Source organism: Asanoa ferruginea (assembly GCF_003387075.1).
GTDB lineage: Bacteria > Actinomycetota > Actinomycetes > Mycobacteriales > Micromonosporaceae > Asanoa > Asanoa ferruginea.
The window spans coordinates 7,500,753-7,518,655 of the sequence record NZ_QUMQ01000001.1; the positions used below are offsets into that span (position 1 = coordinate 7,500,753).

At 65.3% G+C, this 17,903-nt stretch carries 15 protein-coding genes; 2 read left to right on the forward strand and 13 right to left on the reverse strand.

Translation table 11 applies throughout. The annotated features are described in order from the left end of the window. Positions 1 to 68: 68 nt before the first annotated feature. A complete protein-coding gene (locus DFJ67_RS35080; protein WP_239097104.1) occupies positions 69 to 2,609 on the forward strand; it encodes an ATP-binding protein in 2,541 nt (846 codons plus the stop codon). 19 nt (positions 2,610 to 2,628) lie between these two features. On the opposite strand, the gene idi is transcribed toward DFJ67_RS35080, so the two are convergent. The 11 genes from idi to DFJ67_RS35135 all read right to left on the reverse strand — a co-directional run bounded on the left by idi (position 2,629) and on the right by DFJ67_RS35135 (position 15,478). Further along, complete coding sequence (gene idi, locus DFJ67_RS35085; protein WP_203783456.1) at positions 2,629 to 3,177, reverse strand: isopentenyl-diphosphate Delta-isomerase; 549 nt, start codon at positions 3,175 to 3,177, stop codon at positions 2,629 to 2,631. 41 nt (positions 3,178 to 3,218) lie between these two features. Continuing rightward, positions 3,219 to 3,983: a DUF3050 domain-containing protein gene (locus tag DFJ67_RS35090; protein WP_203783457.1), complete on the reverse strand. Its 765-nt coding sequence runs from the start codon at positions 3,981 to 3,983 to the stop codon at positions 3,219 to 3,221. Between the two features lie 259 nt (positions 3,984 to 4,242). Further along, complete coding sequence (locus DFJ67_RS44485) at positions 4,243 to 4,728, reverse strand: LuxR C-terminal-related transcriptional regulator (protein ID WP_409362899.1); 486 nt, start codon at positions 4,726 to 4,728, stop codon at positions 4,243 to 4,245. A gap of 562 nt (positions 4,729 to 5,290) precedes the next feature. Further along, the gene (locus DFJ67_RS35100; protein ID WP_116072960.1) at positions 5,291 to 6,559 is read right to left on the reverse strand and encodes a twitch domain-containing radical SAM protein; all 1,269 of its coding nucleotides are present in this window, start codon (positions 6,557 to 6,559) and stop codon (positions 5,291 to 5,293) included. A gap of 23 nt (positions 6,560 to 6,582) precedes the next feature. After that, a complete protein-coding gene (locus DFJ67_RS35105) occupies positions 6,583 to 8,526 on the reverse strand; it encodes a carbamoyltransferase family protein (protein ID WP_116072962.1) in 1,944 nt (647 codons plus the stop codon). Next, a complete protein-coding gene (locus DFJ67_RS35110) occupies positions 8,523 to 9,245 on the reverse strand; it encodes a glycoside hydrolase family 99-like domain-containing protein (RefSeq protein WP_170216120.1) in 723 nt (240 codons plus the stop codon). The genes DFJ67_RS35105 and DFJ67_RS35110 overlap by 4 nt, the downstream gene beginning before the upstream one ends. Before the next feature lie 52 nt (positions 9,246 to 9,297). Continuing rightward, a complete protein-coding gene (locus DFJ67_RS35115) occupies positions 9,298 to 9,834 on the reverse strand; it encodes a glycoside hydrolase family 99-like domain-containing protein (RefSeq protein WP_116072967.1) in 537 nt (178 codons plus the stop codon). A 6-nt stretch (positions 9,835 to 9,840) separates the two neighbouring features. Then, the gene (locus DFJ67_RS35120) at positions 9,841 to 10,488 is read right to left on the reverse strand and encodes a streptomycin biosynthesis protein StrG (RefSeq protein ID WP_147315732.1); all 648 of its coding nucleotides are present in this window, start codon (positions 10,486 to 10,488) and stop codon (positions 9,841 to 9,843) included. A 33-nt stretch (positions 10,489 to 10,521) separates the two neighbouring features. After that, positions 10,522 to 11,226 carry a glycoside hydrolase family 99-like domain-containing protein gene (locus tag DFJ67_RS35125; protein ID WP_147315733.1) on the reverse strand — a complete coding sequence of 235 codons (705 nt, stop codon included), beginning with the start codon at positions 11,224 to 11,226 and terminating at the stop codon, positions 10,522 to 10,524. Between the two features lie 20 nt (positions 11,227 to 11,246). After that, positions 11,247 to 12,272, reverse strand: a complete 1,026-nt coding sequence (locus DFJ67_RS35130; RefSeq protein WP_116072973.1) for a glycoside hydrolase family 99-like domain-containing protein — start codon at positions 12,270 to 12,272, stop codon at positions 11,247 to 11,249. A gap of 641 nt (positions 12,273 to 12,913) precedes the next feature. Further along, positions 12,914 to 15,478 (reverse strand): ATP-binding protein, encoded by a 2,565-nt coding sequence (locus DFJ67_RS35135; RefSeq protein WP_116072975.1) that lies wholly within the window; start codon positions 15,476 to 15,478, stop codon positions 12,914 to 12,916. 256 nt (positions 15,479 to 15,734) lie between these two features. Here DFJ67_RS35135 and DFJ67_RS35140 point away from each other — a divergent pair, with 256 nt between their 5' ends. Continuing rightward, on the forward strand, positions 15,735 to 16,178 hold the full coding sequence (locus DFJ67_RS35140) for a hypothetical protein (protein ID WP_116072977.1): 444 nt from the start codon (positions 15,735 to 15,737) through the stop codon (positions 16,176 to 16,178). Between the two features lie 999 nt (positions 16,179 to 17,177). Here DFJ67_RS35140 and DFJ67_RS44820 read toward each other — a convergent pair. Further along, the gene (locus tag DFJ67_RS44820; RefSeq protein ID WP_116072979.1) at positions 17,178 to 17,720 is read right to left on the reverse strand and encodes a DUF3515 family protein; all 543 of its coding nucleotides are present in this window, start codon (positions 17,718 to 17,720) and stop codon (positions 17,178 to 17,180) included. Between the two features lie 40 nt (positions 17,721 to 17,760). Further along, positions 17,761 to 17,889, reverse strand: coding sequence for a hypothetical protein (locus DFJ67_RS44490; protein ID WP_275407641.1), 129 nt, complete (start codon positions 17,887 to 17,889; stop codon positions 17,761 to 17,763). Positions 17,890 to 17,903 lie beyond the last annotated feature (14 nt).

The window sequence follows — 17,903 nt, forward strand, 5'->3', positions numbered from 1 at the left end:
GACACCCACTCGCGATGATGGCCTTCGTATCCACGCGGGGAAGGGGTACGTCATGCGATCCGCAACCTATGGGTAGCGCCGCCAGCGGCCAACCGGTGGCTTTACGGGCGCTGGGTCCGTTGGAGGCTTTGGTCGCCGATCGACCCGTCGACCTCGGAACGCCGAAACAGCGGACTCTGCTCACGCTCTTGGTCGCTCGCGTTGGTCAGCCCGTCACGGTCGAGACGATGCAGGACGTCTTGTGGGCGGGCAGTCCGCCTCGCTCGGCGATCGCCTCACTGCACGCCTACATAGCCAACCTCCGCAGAGTTCTCGAACCGGCTCGGGCCCCCCGGACCCCGGCGACGGTCCTCTGTCATGGCCCGCTCGGCTACCTGCTGGACCGACTCGCCGTCGACCTCGATGTCCACCGGTTCGGCGAGTACGTCGCGGCTGGGTGGCGAGCATGGGACCGCGGCGACCCGCGGCAGGCGCTGACGGAGTTCGAGTCCGGCCTGACGCTGTGGCGTGGAAAGCCGTATGCCGAGACAGCGGACGCCCCTTGCGTAGCGCCCGAGGTGGCACGCCTGGAGGAGCTGCGCCTATCGACGATCGAAGCACGCGCTGGCGCCCTGCTCGCCGTCGGAGCACGCCAGGCGGTCGCAGAGCTGGAGGGCTTCGTGCACGCTCATCCACTGCGCGAGCGTGGAAGTGAACTCTTGAGTTTGGCCCTCTACCGCGATGGGCGTCAGGCTGAAGCGCTAGGCGTGCTGCGAAACGTCCAACGCCGACTTGCTACGGAACTGGGCATCGACGCCGGACCATCGTTGCGACGCCTGGAGCGGGAGATCCTCAACCAGGACACCACGCTCGACTGGCACCCGGCGACAGGCGTCCCAACCTCCCGCATGGTCAGCGGGACCGAGCTTCTCACCGGCAACCGGACCGGACCGACGGCAGATGGGGAGGTCTTCGTCGGACGTGAGGAGGCACTGCAGCGTCTCAACGGCGCGCTCGACGCGACGGTCGCCGGTCGGGGACGGGTGATAGCGGTATCCGGCGAGCCGGGGATCGGCAAAACGACCCTGCTGCGGCGCTTCGCCGATCAGGCGGAGGCTCAGGTGGTCTGGGGCAGCTGTCCCGAACACGTCGACGCCCCTCCATTGTGGTTGTGGGAACAGGTGCTGCGGGCGGTCGCGGCCCGCTTCCCGCAGCATCGCGTACCGCGATCAGTGACTGACGTGCTGAGCGGCCACACGCAGCCGACGACAGTCGATGCCGACGCGGCCGGCGCGACGTTGCGACCCTTCGAAGAGATCGTCGACTACCTGGCGCGGGCGACGCAGTCAGCACCGTTGGTTGTCGTCCTCGACCACGCTCACCGCGCGGACCCCGGTTCACTTCAGCTCCTGGCACACCTGGCAGCGTCGGTACCAACGACCCGGATACTGCTGGCCGTCTCATACCAATCAGGCGAAGCGGCATCTCTCGCCGAGGCGATGGCGGCGTTGGCACGCACCGGGATGACCCGAATCGACCTTGCTGGCTTGAACGCATACGAGACCCGAACGCTGGCGACCGCGATCCTCCAGCGGGACGTCACCATGTCCGCCGCCGAGGCATTACGTGCGCGTACCGACGGCAATCCGTTCTTCCTGGCGGAGCTGATCAAGTCGCTGAGCCACGAGCCGGACCTGGACCAACCGCATGCGGCTCCGATGCCGGTGCAGGTGCGGGATGTGGTGCTGCGGCACGTCAGCCAACTGCCGACGGCTGCGGCTGAGGTGTTGTCCGTGGCCGCTGCCGTTGGCCAGCATTTCGACATCGAGGTCGTCGCCGAAGCCGCATCGATCGAGATCGAGGCTGCCCTGGAGGCACTCGATGTCGCGGTCGCAGCCAGTCTGATTGCGGAAGACACCACGCAGTTGGGCTGGTTTCGCTTCACCCAGCCCTTGGTCGCCGAGGCCTTGTACGAGACGACCGGACGGCTCCGCCGAGCCCGCCTCCATCGGCGGATCGGCACGGCGGCAGCACGAGCGTGGACAGGTGCAACGGATAAGGCGGCCGAGATCGCCCGACACTGGCTACTCGCCGCCGAACTCGACCCGACGGCGGCCGCGCTGGCCTCACAGCACGCCGCCGCGGCGGCTCGCGTCGCCGACGCAAGACTCGCCTTCGACGACGCCACCGAGTGGTGGCGTCAAGCGCTAACCTCCGCGGAGCTCGCGGGAGAGGAGAAGCTGGACCGCTACTCGCTGCTGATCGGGCTGGGTACGTCCCTGTGCCGCGCCGGCGACGCCTGTGACGGACTCTCCAGCTTCGCCCAGGCGATGGAGGAATGCCTCGCGAGTCAGGGCAGCGGCGGCCAGCCCGAGCCCGGGTCGAGGATAACAACCGCGGTCGCCGCTCTCAGCGAGTTCAGTTCGCACGTGGCCGGCTGCGACGAACTTGGCGACCGGCTCGTCCACGTCCTCGAACGTGGGTTGCTACACATCGCCGATCCAGTACACCGCTCGCTCGCGCTTTCGTGTCTGGCTGCCGCGCGTCGGCGGGACGATGGCCTCAACTTACGCGCCGCTGCGCTGGACGGCGCGGACTACTTCAAACCGCGCGTTTACGCGGCCACGTGAGCATCCCGGCCGGCTACGGTCAGGGCTTGCGTGCCGCAACGCCGGCTGCCACGGCCAGCACGCCATTTAGCCAGGGGGAATAACGATCTGCGTTGTCTTCGAGATCCGCGCGCAAGCGGTCCAATGGGAGCCAACGGACATCGGCGACCTCAGCGGGATCGAGCCGAAAGCGCGGGTCCGCTTGCACCCGACCGATCACGACGTGGTCGTACTCGTGCTCGACCCGGCCAGTCCGCGGATCTTCCGCCCGGTATGGATACACCCCAGCCTCGTGCAGCGTCACCCCTTGTAAGCCGATCTCCTCCATCAGGCGCTGGGAGGCAGCGTCCCGCACGGTCTCGCCGGGCGCCGGGTGACCGCAACACGCGTTGGCCCAGCGCCCCGCGAACCTAGTCTTCACCGCAGCCCGCTGTTGCACGAGCACGCGCCCCGCACCGTCCAGCAGCACCACAGAGAACGCCCGATGCAGCCGGCCTGGCGCGGCGTGCGCCTCGGCGACCGTGCAGGAACCCGTGGCCACACCGTTCCCGTCGACCAACTCCACCAGCTGAGCTTCACGAGCACCCATGCCAAGGCACCTGCCTTTCCGTCATCCGAACGCCGGCTGTGTCAGGCAGCTCCGGTGGCCCCGTGAGCGTCGTCGAACTCGGCAAGCACACCGTCCCACAAGAGGGTGCGTGCCCGGATCGCGGCCACACTCACGGAATCGGCTTCGGCCTTGGAAACCGGGTCTCCGTCGCACAGCGACGCGAGCAGGCGCAGGGCGAGTGGGCCGTGCTCATCGTGATCGAGGGCGATGTGCCTGTCCAAGTAGTGGCGGAACACCGGCGCATTGGCAAGCACATCGTCCACATTGGCGCGGACTGCGGAGAACACGTCCGGCAGGAGGTTCTCCCGACCGTGGCAGAAGGATGACGCCACCTCGTGCGGGGCACCGTTCATCGCGACGTCGAGCGTGTGCCCCACAAACTCCCTGACACTCGGAGGAATGTTAGCCTCCTTGAGCGCTGACAGCGGGGCGAGGCCGCTGTCGAGGGCTGCCAAGAACTCGTCGATCGGGCGTGCGTCGGCACCGATCTCGTCCATCGCCCGCCGATAGAGCTCGAAGTGGCTGATGTATCCACCGCCGATGTCCTCGTCGGTCTCCTCCGCGAGCACAATCTCCAGGATGAACCGGCCATGGTCGGCGCGCCCGCGAGGCCGCCAGGGCAACGTCACCGTTGTCACCTCTGCCTGTAGACGCTTGAGAAGGGTGAAGAAGTCCCACACGGCGAACACGTGGTGCTTCATGAAGATCCTCAAGCGATCCTCGCTGGTGATTTGCGCGTAGAGGGGATGGCCGATCAACTCGCCACGTGCTGTGTCGAATTCCACGGGCCCAGTCACCTTGTCCTCCTCGAGGTTCGGAACTCCAGCGTTCGGTGCCGCGTGCTGAGCATCGATGACAGCGCTTGGGAGTGACTTGTTGAACGCGATGGCGTCAGCTTGGCGACCCTGTCCCACCGCTTGGCGTTGGCTTGGAATCCGTTGGAAGCCGGGCAACGGCGAACCCGTTAGCCAGCGGCAGGGCGCGCGAGGCGTCGACTCTCAGCTGTCTTGTGCGTTCCTTGATGCCCGGCTTCAAGGAGGTTGGTCATTTCGGCGACGCGATGAGATCGTTGGCCGGGTTGGCGTTTCGTGCCGTCGATCCACCGGAGGTAGGCGCGTCGGTAGAACGCGCGAGCCGAGCCTGGGGGCCGTCAATCACGATTGCCGCGGGGGAAGACCAGGCCAGTTTCGTACGCCACGATGACGGCCTGTGTCTTGTCCCGCAGGCAAGTTTGCCCAGCAGGCGGCTGTCGTGGGTCTTCACGGTTTCGTCGCTGACCACAAGCCTTTTGGCGATCTCCGGGTTGGACAGCCCCTCGGCCATGAGCCGCAGTACATCGGTCTCGCGCGGCGTAAGGGAGGCGAGCGGGCCCAGGTGTCGGGGCGAGCGCGGGGGCAGCCGGGCGAACTCCCCGATCAGTCGCCGGGTCACCCTCGGCGCGAGAAGCGCTTCGCCGGCTGCGACGACCCGGACGGCGTCGAACAGGCGCTCAGCCGTGACGTCCTTGAGCGGAAAGCCGCTGGCCCCCACTGGATAGGCTACTGATCGGGCCGTGGCAGGGCCTAGGCGTCCTGGGCCTGTGGTCGGCCGGCGCTCTGGTGGTCGGGCTACTCGCTCTGAGACTGCGAGACGCGTGACTCGCTGCCTCGTAGTGATCTCCGCGCCCGAGCCGACTCGGTCCATGATTTGCCGCGCGCCCCGGCCGTACCCGTCGTTGGGTTTCGAATCGAGCAGGTAAGCACCGTGGTGGTCCCGGCAGCCCGCGCCGCGGCCATGGCCGTGACCCTTGTCGCTGCTCCAACACCACGCCAGGGCGCCGCTGTCTGACCACTGGACGTGCGATCGAGGTGCGTGCGGCGGGCCCCGGCGAAGGTTTGTGGATGACATCGCCGAGGCCCGCGAGACCAGTATCCGGAACCGGCCGAGATCGCTTAAGGCCGGTGTGGGGTCTGTCCGCCCCACCCGCAGGCCTAGCGGGGCAAACGCCACGACGCCGCCGCTGTCAGCAGGTCAACCCCTGATGCTTCCCGATGCCAGTTGGGCAGCGGTCGACCTGCCGACACAAGTCGACCGCAATCGTCCATGGCGACGATCAGCCGCCATCGCCTTTGGGACGGTCGGCGTGCCTGTAAGTGGTCTGCCAAGGCATGCCATCCGCGTCGTACGCAGCGACAAGTTCGGGGTTCGAAATGCGGATATTTTGCCGCCGGCTGGCGTCGATGTCATTGGTGAACGTCATGAACATCGCAACCTCGGGCGACTGGACGTGCTCTGCAGAAAGGTACTCACAGATGCCGAGCAACTTGCCCCGCAGGTCAGCGTCGGCAGTCACGTCGGCGTACGTGGCGATACGCTCACGTGCCAATCGGCGAGCCGAGGGCGGTAACACTTGTACGTCTAGGTACGCGGGCTCCGCGAGCAGATGGATGTCCACCCGGACGCCATGCTGTTCCAGGAAGGCCAGCAACCGGCCGATCCGTAACACGTTGTACGCCTGGACGACGACGTGGGCCCTGACCTCCAAGCCTTCCACAGTGAGTAATTGCTCCAGGTTCTTGGTGAACCGTGGCCATTTTGCTGGGTAGCGAATGTACTCGTAGTCCTCCTCAGCGCCGTCGACGCTGATGTACGCCACCACGGCCCGGAAGTGGGCGAACCATTTGAACCACGGTGCGCTGGGCCGGGATGCGTTCGTATGAAAACTCAACTCGATCTGGGGGGCCCGGCCAGTCTGAACCACGAGGTCGAGAACTTCGTCGATCTCGGTCATGAGAGTCGGCTCTCCGCCGATGATGTGGAGCTGCCGAAGGTCGGGTGCGCTAGTGAGCAAGCCAGCGAGAAGGACGGGATCGCCATACCAGGCGTCAGTCTGTCGGGTGGCGTCCAGCGCGGGTCCCGACCACCGCCCGTGCACGGGGTCGTGGAGAATCTTGCTGCTCGCGCCGCTGTTGCACATGCGGCAGGCCAGGTTGCAGCGGTTCCCAAGATCTCCCTGTATCCACCGCGGACCGTCTGTGGCGGTTGGTCTGCGTTCGGCCATAAAGACCTCGAGCGTGTGCCGCCCTTCGTTCAAGAAGCCGGCCTCCCAACGGCGGAGCATCTCCAGGCGCAGGCTTTCCGCGCCGCGCTCCTCGAGCAGGTAGCACTCGCTGCACGCATCTACCCGCTCGCCCGTGAGCATCCGGTGACGCATCTCGACAAGGCCGCGAGCGTTCCAGATATCCGTGGGGCTGGCAGTCGAGACGTTAACGGGGCGGCGCTCGTTTTCCACGAAGCCACTCATCCGGTTGCACACCTGCACTTGGCCGTCTGCGCGGACAATCATTTGTAGCCAGGGAAGTACACACATCGTGCCAGGCATTTAGGTCCCCCAACAGACGTCGATCACATCACCGGTCGCACATACCGAGTTCGCCAGAGCTGCTCGATCTCTGCCGCCACTCCATCATCGAACGGCATTGGCTCTAAATGTTGGAGCAACAGGCTGGCGACCTCGCCACTGATCGCGCTCGTAAACCGGCGCGGCCCCGTCTTCTCCAACGCCCATGCGGCCTTGGCTTGTGCAGGAGCCCACTGCGCGAGGAGTCTGACCCCGGGCATCGGCACCCACTCGAAATCCTCAACGGCGAACTGTCTTGTCGGCGTCACCGCCAACTCCCCTAGGACGAGGCCTGACAGTCCACTCGTGAGCAAGCAGAGCAGCGCATCCTCCACACTATCGACGATAGGCTCGGCGCTCACGTTCAGGCTGGTGTTGAGGAGGATGGGAAGGCCGCTGTGTCGCTTGAAGGCGTGCAGTAGACGCCACAGCCACGGATTCTGGTCGCGGCTCACTGTTTGCAGACGGGCCGAGCCGTCGACGTGCGTGACGGCGGCCAGTGCGTGCCTGAACTCGTTGCGTACGGTAACGCGACTCGACATAAAGCTGTAGTCCTCGACGGCACCGTTGAGAACGAAGTAGCGGGATGCGTCCTCAGCAGCGACGACCGGGGCGAACGGTCGGTAGCCCTCCCTGGACTTGATCATCGAGTTGATCCGGTCACGCATCGCCGCCTGCCGGGGATCCGCCAAGATGCTGCGATTTCCTAAGGCGCGCGGACCGAACTCGGCGCGTCCACGGGCGACACCGATCACTTCGCCGGCCGCGAGCCGCGCTGCTAACGACGCAACAGGATTGTCCAATGTGGTTAGGTCGACCAATGACAGAAAGCGGTGCAGGGACTTGGGTACCAGCTCGTCAGCTGTAGCTTTGGGAATCGCCGTGCCCAGGTAGGCCGATGCCATTCGAGTGCTGCGGCTGCGTGGATGTGCCCGCAGGTACGTTGCCGTGGCCGCCCCAATCGAGCAGCCCCCGTCGTGCGCGCCGGGCGGCACGAAGAGGCTACGGACTAGGCCTGACGCTTCGATAACCCCATTCAACGTCGAGTTGTGAGCGACGCCACCGGCGAAGCAGAGTCGGTCCGATCCGTCCTCAGCGCAGTGCCACTGCAGCAGGTGCAGCACCGCCCCTTCGAGCGCTCGCTGGACGCACGCGGCGAGGTCCGCGTGATCTTGCGTGATCGGCTCGTGCCGGCGGCGAGCCGGGAGCACAGACTCCAGCTTGTCGACGAACGACCACTCGACCTCGAATCGCCCTGCCTCTTTGAGCCGGACCATTCCGAGGTCGTCGGCCAGCTGGTTGGGGTCGCCATAGCTCGCCAGGCCCATCACCTTGTACTCGTCGAACTGTCCGTAGCCGAGGTGCTTGGTCACATGCAGGTACAGTCCACCGAGGCTGTTGTCTAAGGAAACCGTATGGAGTGTCTCCTGCCGACGGTCCCTGACACGTACGAGTCGCCCGGCTTCCTCATCGCCGGCGCCATCCAAAGTGAGCACGAGGCAGTCCTGGTAACCGGAATAAGCCAAGGCGCTGTATCCATGACAGAGGTGGTGGTCGACGAAGTGCAACGGGGCGCAGACCTCATCACCGAGCACTTCGCGCAGGCGTTGACGGATCAGCGCACGCGGATCGAGGAAGGCGAAGTCGGGCACGTAGTGTCTGACCAGATTCAGATACCTGCGCCAGTACGCCTCGGTGAAGTACACAGCGACGGCGTCGAGTCCGTCTGCTGCGATCCCCGCGTCTGACATGCAGGCCGCGACTGAGTTTGCCGGGAAGACGCTGGTGTTCTTTACGCGCGTGTGCCGCTCCTCCTCGTGCGCCGAGCGGAGGACGCCGTCGACGATCAAAGCCGCGGCGGCGTCGTGCCAATAGCCGTCAAGGTGCGGGACCGTTCGGTAATCGTCGAGCAGCGTATGGGGGCCGCCTGTTAGACCCAAGACGTTCATGACGACGTAGGAGATCGGTCGCCGCGCCGGGCTTGGGCAGCGGTGGTGACGGTCGCCGTGCGGAGCACCTCCAGATAACCGAACCCATGACGGTCACTCGGTTCGATCACGGATCCCTCCGTCCATTCATTGAGTGCATGAACGAATATCACGTTCTCGCGCGGGGGATGGGCGGCGTTGAAGAGCCGCGCCTCGTCGACAAACCGGTGGAACAAGCTGGGCGACTCCCCCACGACGACTGGCGAGTACGGGTATCCGAGATTGTCGCGGTACTCCTCCACGGGGATGCCGCGCGGCGAGGCATCCCATCCGGCGCAGACTACCGGGTAGAACGGTATCGGGATGTCGGCTTGGAACTGATACCACTCGCGTACCCGGATGTCGATTAGTTCCGAGTATCGCTGAATACTGGCCCCAAGCCAGGTGGGAAGCAGCCCATACCCGGTCACCGCATCCAGCGCCAGCCGGCGACAGGCGGCCGCATTGCGCTCATCGATTTGGCCTATCACACCGACAAGATATGGGTCGAGGGCGCGGCGGCGCGCTAGCGACCGTAGAATCTCCACGATGATCGGAACGCGCTGATCCCCGAACAGGTCCGAGAGATCGGTGAGGTTCAGCAACTGCAGCACCGGGCGTCCGTCGATGCGTAAGTACCGGTCCGACCGCACCTGCACCGACCAGTAGTCGATGAACTGCTCCAGATTGCGACTGGTCAACCGAGGGACGCGACTGGGCGACACGCGAGTGGTACCGGACACAATCGCGACCCTACCGAGCCGCTGTCTTGGGGCTCGCAATTGCCGCCAGTATCGCATGGAGTTCACCCGGGCCCAGCGTGGATAGATCGCGGTCGAGCAACCCCGTGTCGTCAGCATCTGGCGGTCGATCGAACTCCACGCCATCAGCAAGCGCGGGTACCGGTCCAACCGGAAAGGTCGGGTGCGGCAGACGCACACATAGGGTCATCGCCAGTCGGACGCCTTCAACCGTCGGCGCCTGCTGCATCGCCTTTTGCCAAGGAATATTCATGATTAGTCGTTCGCCGGAGAAGTAGGTGAAGTACGAGAGCGCCGATATTCCACTACCCGCGACGAGCATGAGTTGGCGCCTTGCCGTGCCGTCCTGGGCATCGTCGTATGTTCCGTCTAATGGCCGCGCGGGCGGCCGATGGCCGGGGAAAAGCTGCGGAGCTCGCTCAAGAAGATCCCACTCGTCCACTGTGCGGTAATCGCTCAAGTGCCAACCGGGGTATACGTACACGACGAAGACAGGGCGGTCGGTGGCAGGGTCGTCGGACGTGGTCATGCCGCCTCACAAATGCTTATAATATTCGCCTATCGCGAATCTTCGCCCGGTGTTAACCGAGCGACCTTCGGATTCCGCATAAAGGCGCAACGGGATGCACCGGAAGTCAAAACTAACCCGGGTGACCCCGGTTTGGTTCTGAACGTTGCCGTGTCTGAGATTTAGAGCGTCGAAATGGACGACTTGACCCGGCATGGCCGCAGCCGGCAGTTGGCGCTCGGTTCCCGGGACCTCAATCCATACGGTGTTGGAGTCCCACGCCGGTGTCAAAGGCAACCAGTAGTTGAGTTCGCCCGGCGGATGGTGATAGTCGGCGTCACGGTGGAACTCGCCCACCGCAACGTTTCCGGGCAGGTGCACCCGGAACGTGGGAACCGCCTGAAAGCAAAATGGCTCGCCGAGTTCGTCGGCGATGACCTCCGCAATGAACGCTTCGTAGACCGCCCGCAGTTCGCCGTCGAAATTCTCGTAGAACATGCGATGGAACGCGGTGCTTTGATCCATCTGACGGCTAAGCAGCGGCACATCCTCCGATGGTCGCAGGCCGGCCAGCTCGGATGTTCGTAGGATCCGCGCGACGAGTGCGGGGAATGGATACTCGTTCAGGTCGTAGGCGATGATCGTCCACGGTACGGTGGGTCCTGCTCGCGTCATTCTGCCCCCGATCGAACGTGAGAACGGTCCTCGTCACATTGTCAGAACCTGTATCCGGTTACGCTTTTCGATTTCCTTCAAAAAGTCGTCCGACCAACGGGTCCCTGGCTCAACCGCAGACCCCTCCGACCACTCGTTCCAAGCGTGGATGTAGACACACCGAACGGGTGGGTCGGTCGCGTCAAGGAAGCGTTCGGCTTCATCGAGAAAAACACCGAACGCCGCTGGATTGCTGCCGACGATGATTGGCCGCCAGGGAAAGCTGCGGACCGAACGGAGGTCTGAGATGTGTGCTCCGCGTCGACTCGCATCCCACCCGACGCAGACCACTGGAAAGAACGGCACGCTTATCCGTCGTTGGATGCGGTACCACTCGGCGACTCGCTGCTCGAGAAGCTCTTCATATCGCTGAAGCGGAGGACCGGCCCAGTCCGGGAGGAGTCCGTATCCAGTAATGGCATCACAGGGCATCCGCGCCGCCACGTCGATACTGGCGTCCTTACCATCGGGAAGCAGGCCGACCAGGAACGGATCTATTCCTAGAGTCTCCTCGACTCGGGCTCTCAGCAAACTCATCAGTAGAGCGAGTCCGTCCGTCCCGTAGGCGGCTTGAAAGTCAGGGAGGTTGAGGACGGCGATGAGCGGGCGTCCGGCAATGGTCTGGTAACCACGATTGTCCACAAAACGACGCGCAAACTGGTCGAAAAACCGACTAGCCTGCTCGGGAGCGAGCTTCACGATGCGCTGTGTCGCACCCACTATGTGTCCCGCGCGGCCGTGTCGTGCGCGATTCCCTCCAGCGCGGCACGAATATCTCTGAGCGAAAAGACACTCATGCCACCCAGCGACATGGCGCCCTTGAGTTCGTCCACGGTGACCGTCTCGAGTACCTCGAGATCATTCGCCGCCCGCATCCCCAACGCTGCGAGCCTCCTGAGGTCCTGAGCTGTGATCGTGTCGTCCGTCTCCTCAAACGCGAGGACGATGTCCTCGGCCGTGAGCGTGTCGAGCACCTCGGCTTCCAGGTGCAGGCGATCCATGAGCAACAGCAACGACCGGACCTGCAGGTCCAAAAGCCCGACCAGCCCAAGGTGACGCTCCAACTTGGCAAGGGGCCAGCCACCCAGCTCGTCGGGGTCGGCCGCAATGCCGGTTAGTAGGTCGACAACCTGGCGGATGGTCGCACGAGGCACCTCCCGCGGCACGAGCTTTTGAGGAACCATTGACATAGCCATACTCATGGGCGCTCCCCGTTGGACCGGCGTTACATTGGCGGGTGCGAACCAGTCGCACAATGCAGAGACGGGAGTGTCTAGAAGAGCTTCAGGAATCAGTCGGCGGAGGCTCAGTGGCTCACTGGCCTTCTCCTGAGGTAACTCGGGCACCGCGATCGGAGCGTCATCGTCGCCCAGCGGAATCGGGAAATACTGATGAGGGAGCCGCAGGCACCAAGTGGCAGACACTTTAAATGCCGAGTCCGCGGACAAGGCGAGTGCGTGCTCGAAGGGCTGCTCCAGAACATACCCACCGGTGGCGTGGTAGAAGAAGAACGAGAACGCCGCCACGCCGTAGTGCTGAGCGGTTGCCATCTGCTGGCCAACAACCGGTTTGGATGTGTCGTCGTATGGACCGCTCAAGGGTCCATCGAGCGGCTCGTGACCAGGAAAACACGGCCGCTTCTCATCCAGTAGGCCCCACTCGTCGAAGTCTTTCCACGACGACCGGTGCCAGCCAGGATAGTAGTAGGCGATGAATGTGGACACGGCCCGTTTCTGGTTCGCCATGCCGGCCTCCAGGTTGGTCCCCGTATGAAGATAACGCCAACGGACACAACATGTCGAGCATTGATAGACTTCGTTTGATCTGCTAGCCTAAGATGTTCATGTTCGATTCTTGAGATGGCAGCGTGTGGGATGGATGCCTTCGTCAATCGTGCCGGCTGAGACATCGATTCGTGACCGGCCGTTATCATCCCCGACACAACAGACTTGCCCTTAGACAATCTTTGCCCAACCCCGATCATGGCATTGATCCAGGGCGAATAGCGATCTTGGCAGGCTGCACCAACGATCTGTTTCGGATGTTCTACGCATTCCAGGCGGCTATCAACCCCTCCCCAGCGTGCCGGGCCCGACCTCGAAGGGTCTGTTGGTTAAACGTCGCGTGATATGCGGGTTATGTTGGCGGCTGCAGATCTCAGCCAAACCCCGGCCGATCGCGGCGCTCGGGTCCTCGACCGCGATGTCGGTTCATGACGTGCGCGAGCTGACCGATCGCAATATCATCGACGAAACAGCGGCCGTTCGACCGGCGGCACGGGTCTGGCAAGGACAGCCGGTTCCTCAATTCTGAATCAATAGATCAATAGACGCCAAGGTGCAGCCACACCGTTGGCGGAGGTCGTCGTTCAGGTAGCGCTCTTCGTTCAGGTAGCGCCCTCTTCCGGTGGGGGTCGCTCGCTGATGGCCTCGCGGACCGCCTCTTGGGTGCCGAGTCGTTCGCCGGCCCGCCAGGCGGTGCCGTAGGTGTCCGCGCCCAACTGTGCGCGGACAGCGGCGGCGTCGAGGCCGGTGGTGGGCCACGGCGATACGAATCCCCGCATCCACATCTCGTTCGACGGCGTGTGCAGCGCCTGTGCCGCGGCGGCCAGCCGGACGGCCCGCTCGAGGTCTCCGGTGCGGGTGTCGAGATCCGCGATCGCGGCGAGGAAGGTCCCGAGCCCGCCCTCGTCGCCCGCGGCCGTGGTGACCGACAGCCCGTTGAGGAGGTGCTGGCGCGTCTCGTCGATGCGGCCCTGGGTGACCGCATAGATCGCGAAGAGGTATTCGGCGACGACCATGGCGAGCTGGTCGGTGCCGGACTTGTCGAGGGCCGCGCGCAGGTTGTCGTGGGCGTCGTCGAGTCGGCCCTGGCGCATGGCGATCAGCGCGAGTCGGCTGTGGAACAGGCTCGCCTCCCAGCCGCTGCCGGCACGCGGAGCTAGCTTGTGGCACTCGCGCAGATAGCGGTCGGCGCGATCCTGCTCCCCGCGTTCGAGGGCGAGCTGGGCGACCGTCACCGCGGCGAGCGCCGCGAGCGGGCCGTGGCCACTTGCCCGTAGCCGCGGGAGTGCCGGCTCCAGCATGCTCTCGGCGCGGTCCGACTGGCCTGACACCAGCGCCACACCGCCGGCCAACATCAATGCCATGCCGATCTGCCCGTCGTCGAGCAGATCGGCACGGGCGAGGATCTGGGACATGTATCGGTTGCCCTGCTCGACGTGTCCGGTGCGCCACCAGAACACCCAGGTTGCCCACATGATCTCCAGCGCCGCGGCAGGGTCGTCGTGGGCGTGGAACCACTCCATCGCCGCGACCACGTTGTCGTGTTCGAACTCCAGCCGGCGCAGCAGCCTCGGCGCGGCGGACGTGTTGAGCTCCGGCGCGATGTCCTTGGTCATCTGCAGGTAATGCTCGGCGTGCGTGGCCGACACCGCCGCCCAGTTACCGCTGTCCCGCAGTTTCTCCCGCGCGAAGGCGCGGATGGTGTCGAGCATCGTGAACCGGGGCTCGCCGTCGGGACCGGCCCGCTGGACGAGCAGGCTCGATTCGACCAGCGACTCGACACCGGCGAACGGGTCGCGGTGCGGTTCGGCGACCGCCTCGACCGCCGCGAAGTCGCATGTGCCGGCGAAGACCCCGAACCGGTTGAAGAGGCCGCGCTCGTCAGCGCCAAGCAGGTTGTAGCTCCACGCGATGGTGTCGCGCAGCGTGCGGTGGCGGTCGGGCATGTCGCGTGCGCCGCTGGTGAGCAGGCCGAGCCGGTCGCTGAGCCGGTCGAGGATCGCGGCGGGCGAGAGCAGAACGGTCCTGGCGGCGGCGAGCTCGATGGCCAGCGGCAATCCGTCGAGGCGACGCGCGATCTCGTCGACCGCGGCGGCGTTGTCCGGGGTCAGCGCGAAGCTGGCCGAGGCGGCCCGCGCCCGCTGTAGGAAAAGTTGCGCGGCGGGCGAGGTCGCGGGATCGGCGGCTGTCGTCGGCAGTGGCGGCACGGCGTACACCCACTCGCCGGCCACGCGCAGCGGTGCCCGGCTGGTCACCAGCGCCGTCACGCCTGGTGCCGCGCGCAGGATCTCGGCGACCCTGGGCGCCGCGTCGGTGAGCTGTTCGAAGTTGTCGACGACCAGCAGCAGGCGCTTGTAGCGCAGCCAGGACGCGATGTCGGCCGCCGGGGGCACACTGCCCGAGGTGCGCACGCCCATTCCACGGGCGAGCGCCTCACCCAAGAGCTCCGGGTCGGACACTGCTGAGAGGTCGACGTAGCGAGCGCCGTCCGGAAACCGGTCCACTGCCCGCTCGGTGGCCGCCAGGGCCAGCCGGGTCTTCCCGATCCCGCCCGGGCCGATCAGGGTGACCAGCGGCACATGATCGTCCGCCAGCATCGCGTCGACAGCGGCCAGGTCGTCGGCGCGGCCAACCAGCGGGTTCAGCGCCGCGGGAACGCCGCCGCCCGGCTCCGCCCACGCCACCGGCGGGGTCGGCGAGAAACGCTCGGAGAGCAGCACCGCGAGGTCCTCCTCGACCTGCGAACGCAGCTCCGGGGCATCGCTGAAACGCCGGTAGGACACGTCGCCGGCACAACGGACCGCCTCGAGAAGGCTCTCCAACCGCGGATCCCGCCGTGGCGCCGGCTCCTTGACGTAGATGAGCCGAGGGAGCGGGCGAGCCAGGTCGAGCTCGTCGGCAAGCCCGGACCGGTCGGCCCCCGGCGCGATCCAGCCGTAGCTTTCGCCGTACACGCCGATGAAGATCTGGCTCTGCTCGAGGTAGGCCCGGTAGAGGTCCCGCGGCGGGTGAGGCCGGGCGCCCTGCTCGAACATCACCGGTACCAGCCGCAGCCGCCGCACCGCCGCGCCGACGGCCTGCCGCTCCGGCGCCAGCTCGGTCATCGACGAACTCACGAACACGCGCAACCGCTGGTCCGGGGTCAAGATCACCGATTGCTCGGACATCGCCCATTCCCCCTCGCCTGGCTACTGCCACGGCGACCGCGTCCCGCCCACACTCCCCATGATCGAGGTTAAGGGTTCTAAGACCCGTGGCTGCGATGTTCTGCCTGGCCGCCGGATCTGACGACGACCCTTATCGGATCCGACGCCCGCTGGCGGACAAACGTGCATGGCAACACAAACATCATTTCGCCCCCTGAAGGCTGACCTTTCGACCGTGGACTGCCGATCACGGATGGACAGCTGGCACCCTGCCCGGATGACCTCACACACCTCGCCCGCCACGGCCGCCGTCATGCTCGCTGCTGTGTCCCTCTCGCTCGCAGGCTGTGGCATCAGCGATGACCAAGCAGACCCGACCTGGACCGTTGGTGCCGCCAGCACGCCCGCGCTGGAAACTGGGGCACCGCAACTAGCCACCAAGCGGCTGCGGGTCGCGAGCCTGATGAAGACCGCTGGGTGCAAGGGCAAAGTGATAGGGACCCAGCTGTACTCGTACGAAACCGGCCGGTGCCAGCTCGCGGGTGGCGAGGTCACGCTGGCGGTGTTCGACACCGCCGAAAACCGGACGGCGTGGGTGGACGCCGGCGCGGCATTCGGGGGTACCGCGGTGACGGGTAAGGGCTGGGCAGCCGTCACGGACGCCCCCGACACGGCGGCCGCGCTGGCAGAGAAGCTCGATGGCAAGGTCGGCAACCAGTAGACCGAAGGACGGTTGCCAAAGTGCGATCCGCAATTGGCTGGATGGGCAAGTAACCGTCCATTAAGGAGGCACGCCCGCCTCGCGCGGAGACTCACGAGCCAGGGGTCGCCGGGGTCGGGCGGAGACAGACAGACTGGTGGTCGTGACCCCACCCTCGCGGCCCTGGTGGCAGACGACAAAGACGCCGAAGTAAGGCTTCATCTTTGGCGGTGGTTGGGTCGTCCTTGCTCTCGGGCAGTGGGCACTGCTGGTGATCGACCGGGATGCCGCTTGGCCCTTGGCGCTGCTGCGGGTCTTGCTTGCGTTACTGGCGACGTTGCTGGTGCCGGCCTTCTGATTTCCGCCTTGCTGCTGCGAAGGCGCCTAGCCGCTGGCAAACCAGACGGAGAAGCCGGGGCGTCGCCGCCTCCGTAGGAGTCAATGCCGGCCCGCTCGGAGAACGCGCACCAACGGGGCGAACGTCCAATGCCATCGCATCGTTTCGAATGCCGGCGTTGACGGTGTGATCACGTCAGGAAGTCGCGGGCCAACACCCACGGCTGTCCAGCCAGAGATCGATGCGCTGCTGGCGCAGGCCGATGAGAGCGAGCCGGTGCTGATCGATCCAGGCCAGTAGGCGCGATGACGAACCCCGGCACCGATCCGTCCTCGCACCGGGGTTCGTCATCGCGCCGGTTGAGAAGAGGGTAGTTGAGAGCACGATCGTGACGAGAGGTAACGCGAAGTTCGAGTCCTCGGCTGTTGATCTCCGTGCAGCGGAACCACAGGCGGTGCGCACCAGCGCTCGGCGTGGCCGTGACTCTCGCTGTGTCTGTTCTGCGCGCGTGGAATGCCGTGATGGACCCATGGGTTCCGTCAACCACGGTTGGGATCGGGGCGTTGCGATCGGGCTCCTCGCCGGCAACCTATCCCGCGTCGCTGGCTGCCAGGATCGGGCCGATGACGTCTCTCCGAAGCCAGCTGAGACGTAGCCCGAGAACGGCATGACACCACTTTGGATCAACTCGTGACGTTCGGCCGACAGCCGCTTGGCACCGCTGGAAGCGTAGGCACACTGGTGCTCACACTCGAGGAGAAGCCGATCGTCCATTGCGTCGCCGGCTCGTACTTACGCGGCAGCCGCACTTGCACCGGCACTTGACGGTCGACGGTTGTCCATACCGTGGCGTCGCCGTCGTCACGGTGGTGCCAACACACGGCGTCGAGCCGCCAGAGCTGGTCGGTGGAGGGGAACGCGGCAGGACTAACTCCACAAGTCAAGGTAATAGGTGGATCGCCGTAGGCGGCGTTCTGTTCCGGCCCAGCTGTCACAGGCCGCCGCTGCCGATCCCGCAACGCCACCGGAAGCGCGGAGACCAACCTCTTGCACACGTCAGCAGCGGCGGACGGGATATTCGGCGCGATCATCGACACCGGCCCGGTGGCCTGCGGCCGTGCCGACTCGGTCGCCTCGGCAGTATCCGAGGTCGGAGAGCCATACCCGTACAACAAGAGCGCGGCTATTGCGGCAAGTGGAATTGCTGTTGCCGTCGCGTAGATCATCGCTTGACGTGTAGTGCGATCCACGGCTTACCCATCACCCCTAGTAGGCAACGAACGAAGGTAGTGCACGGTCAGAAGCCATGATGATGCGCCGACGCTGCAGCGTGGCGGTCCCGCCGACGCGATCAAGCTTCGGGCAGTCCAGTACGGAGCGCAGTTCGACGAGCACCAAACAATTGTGAC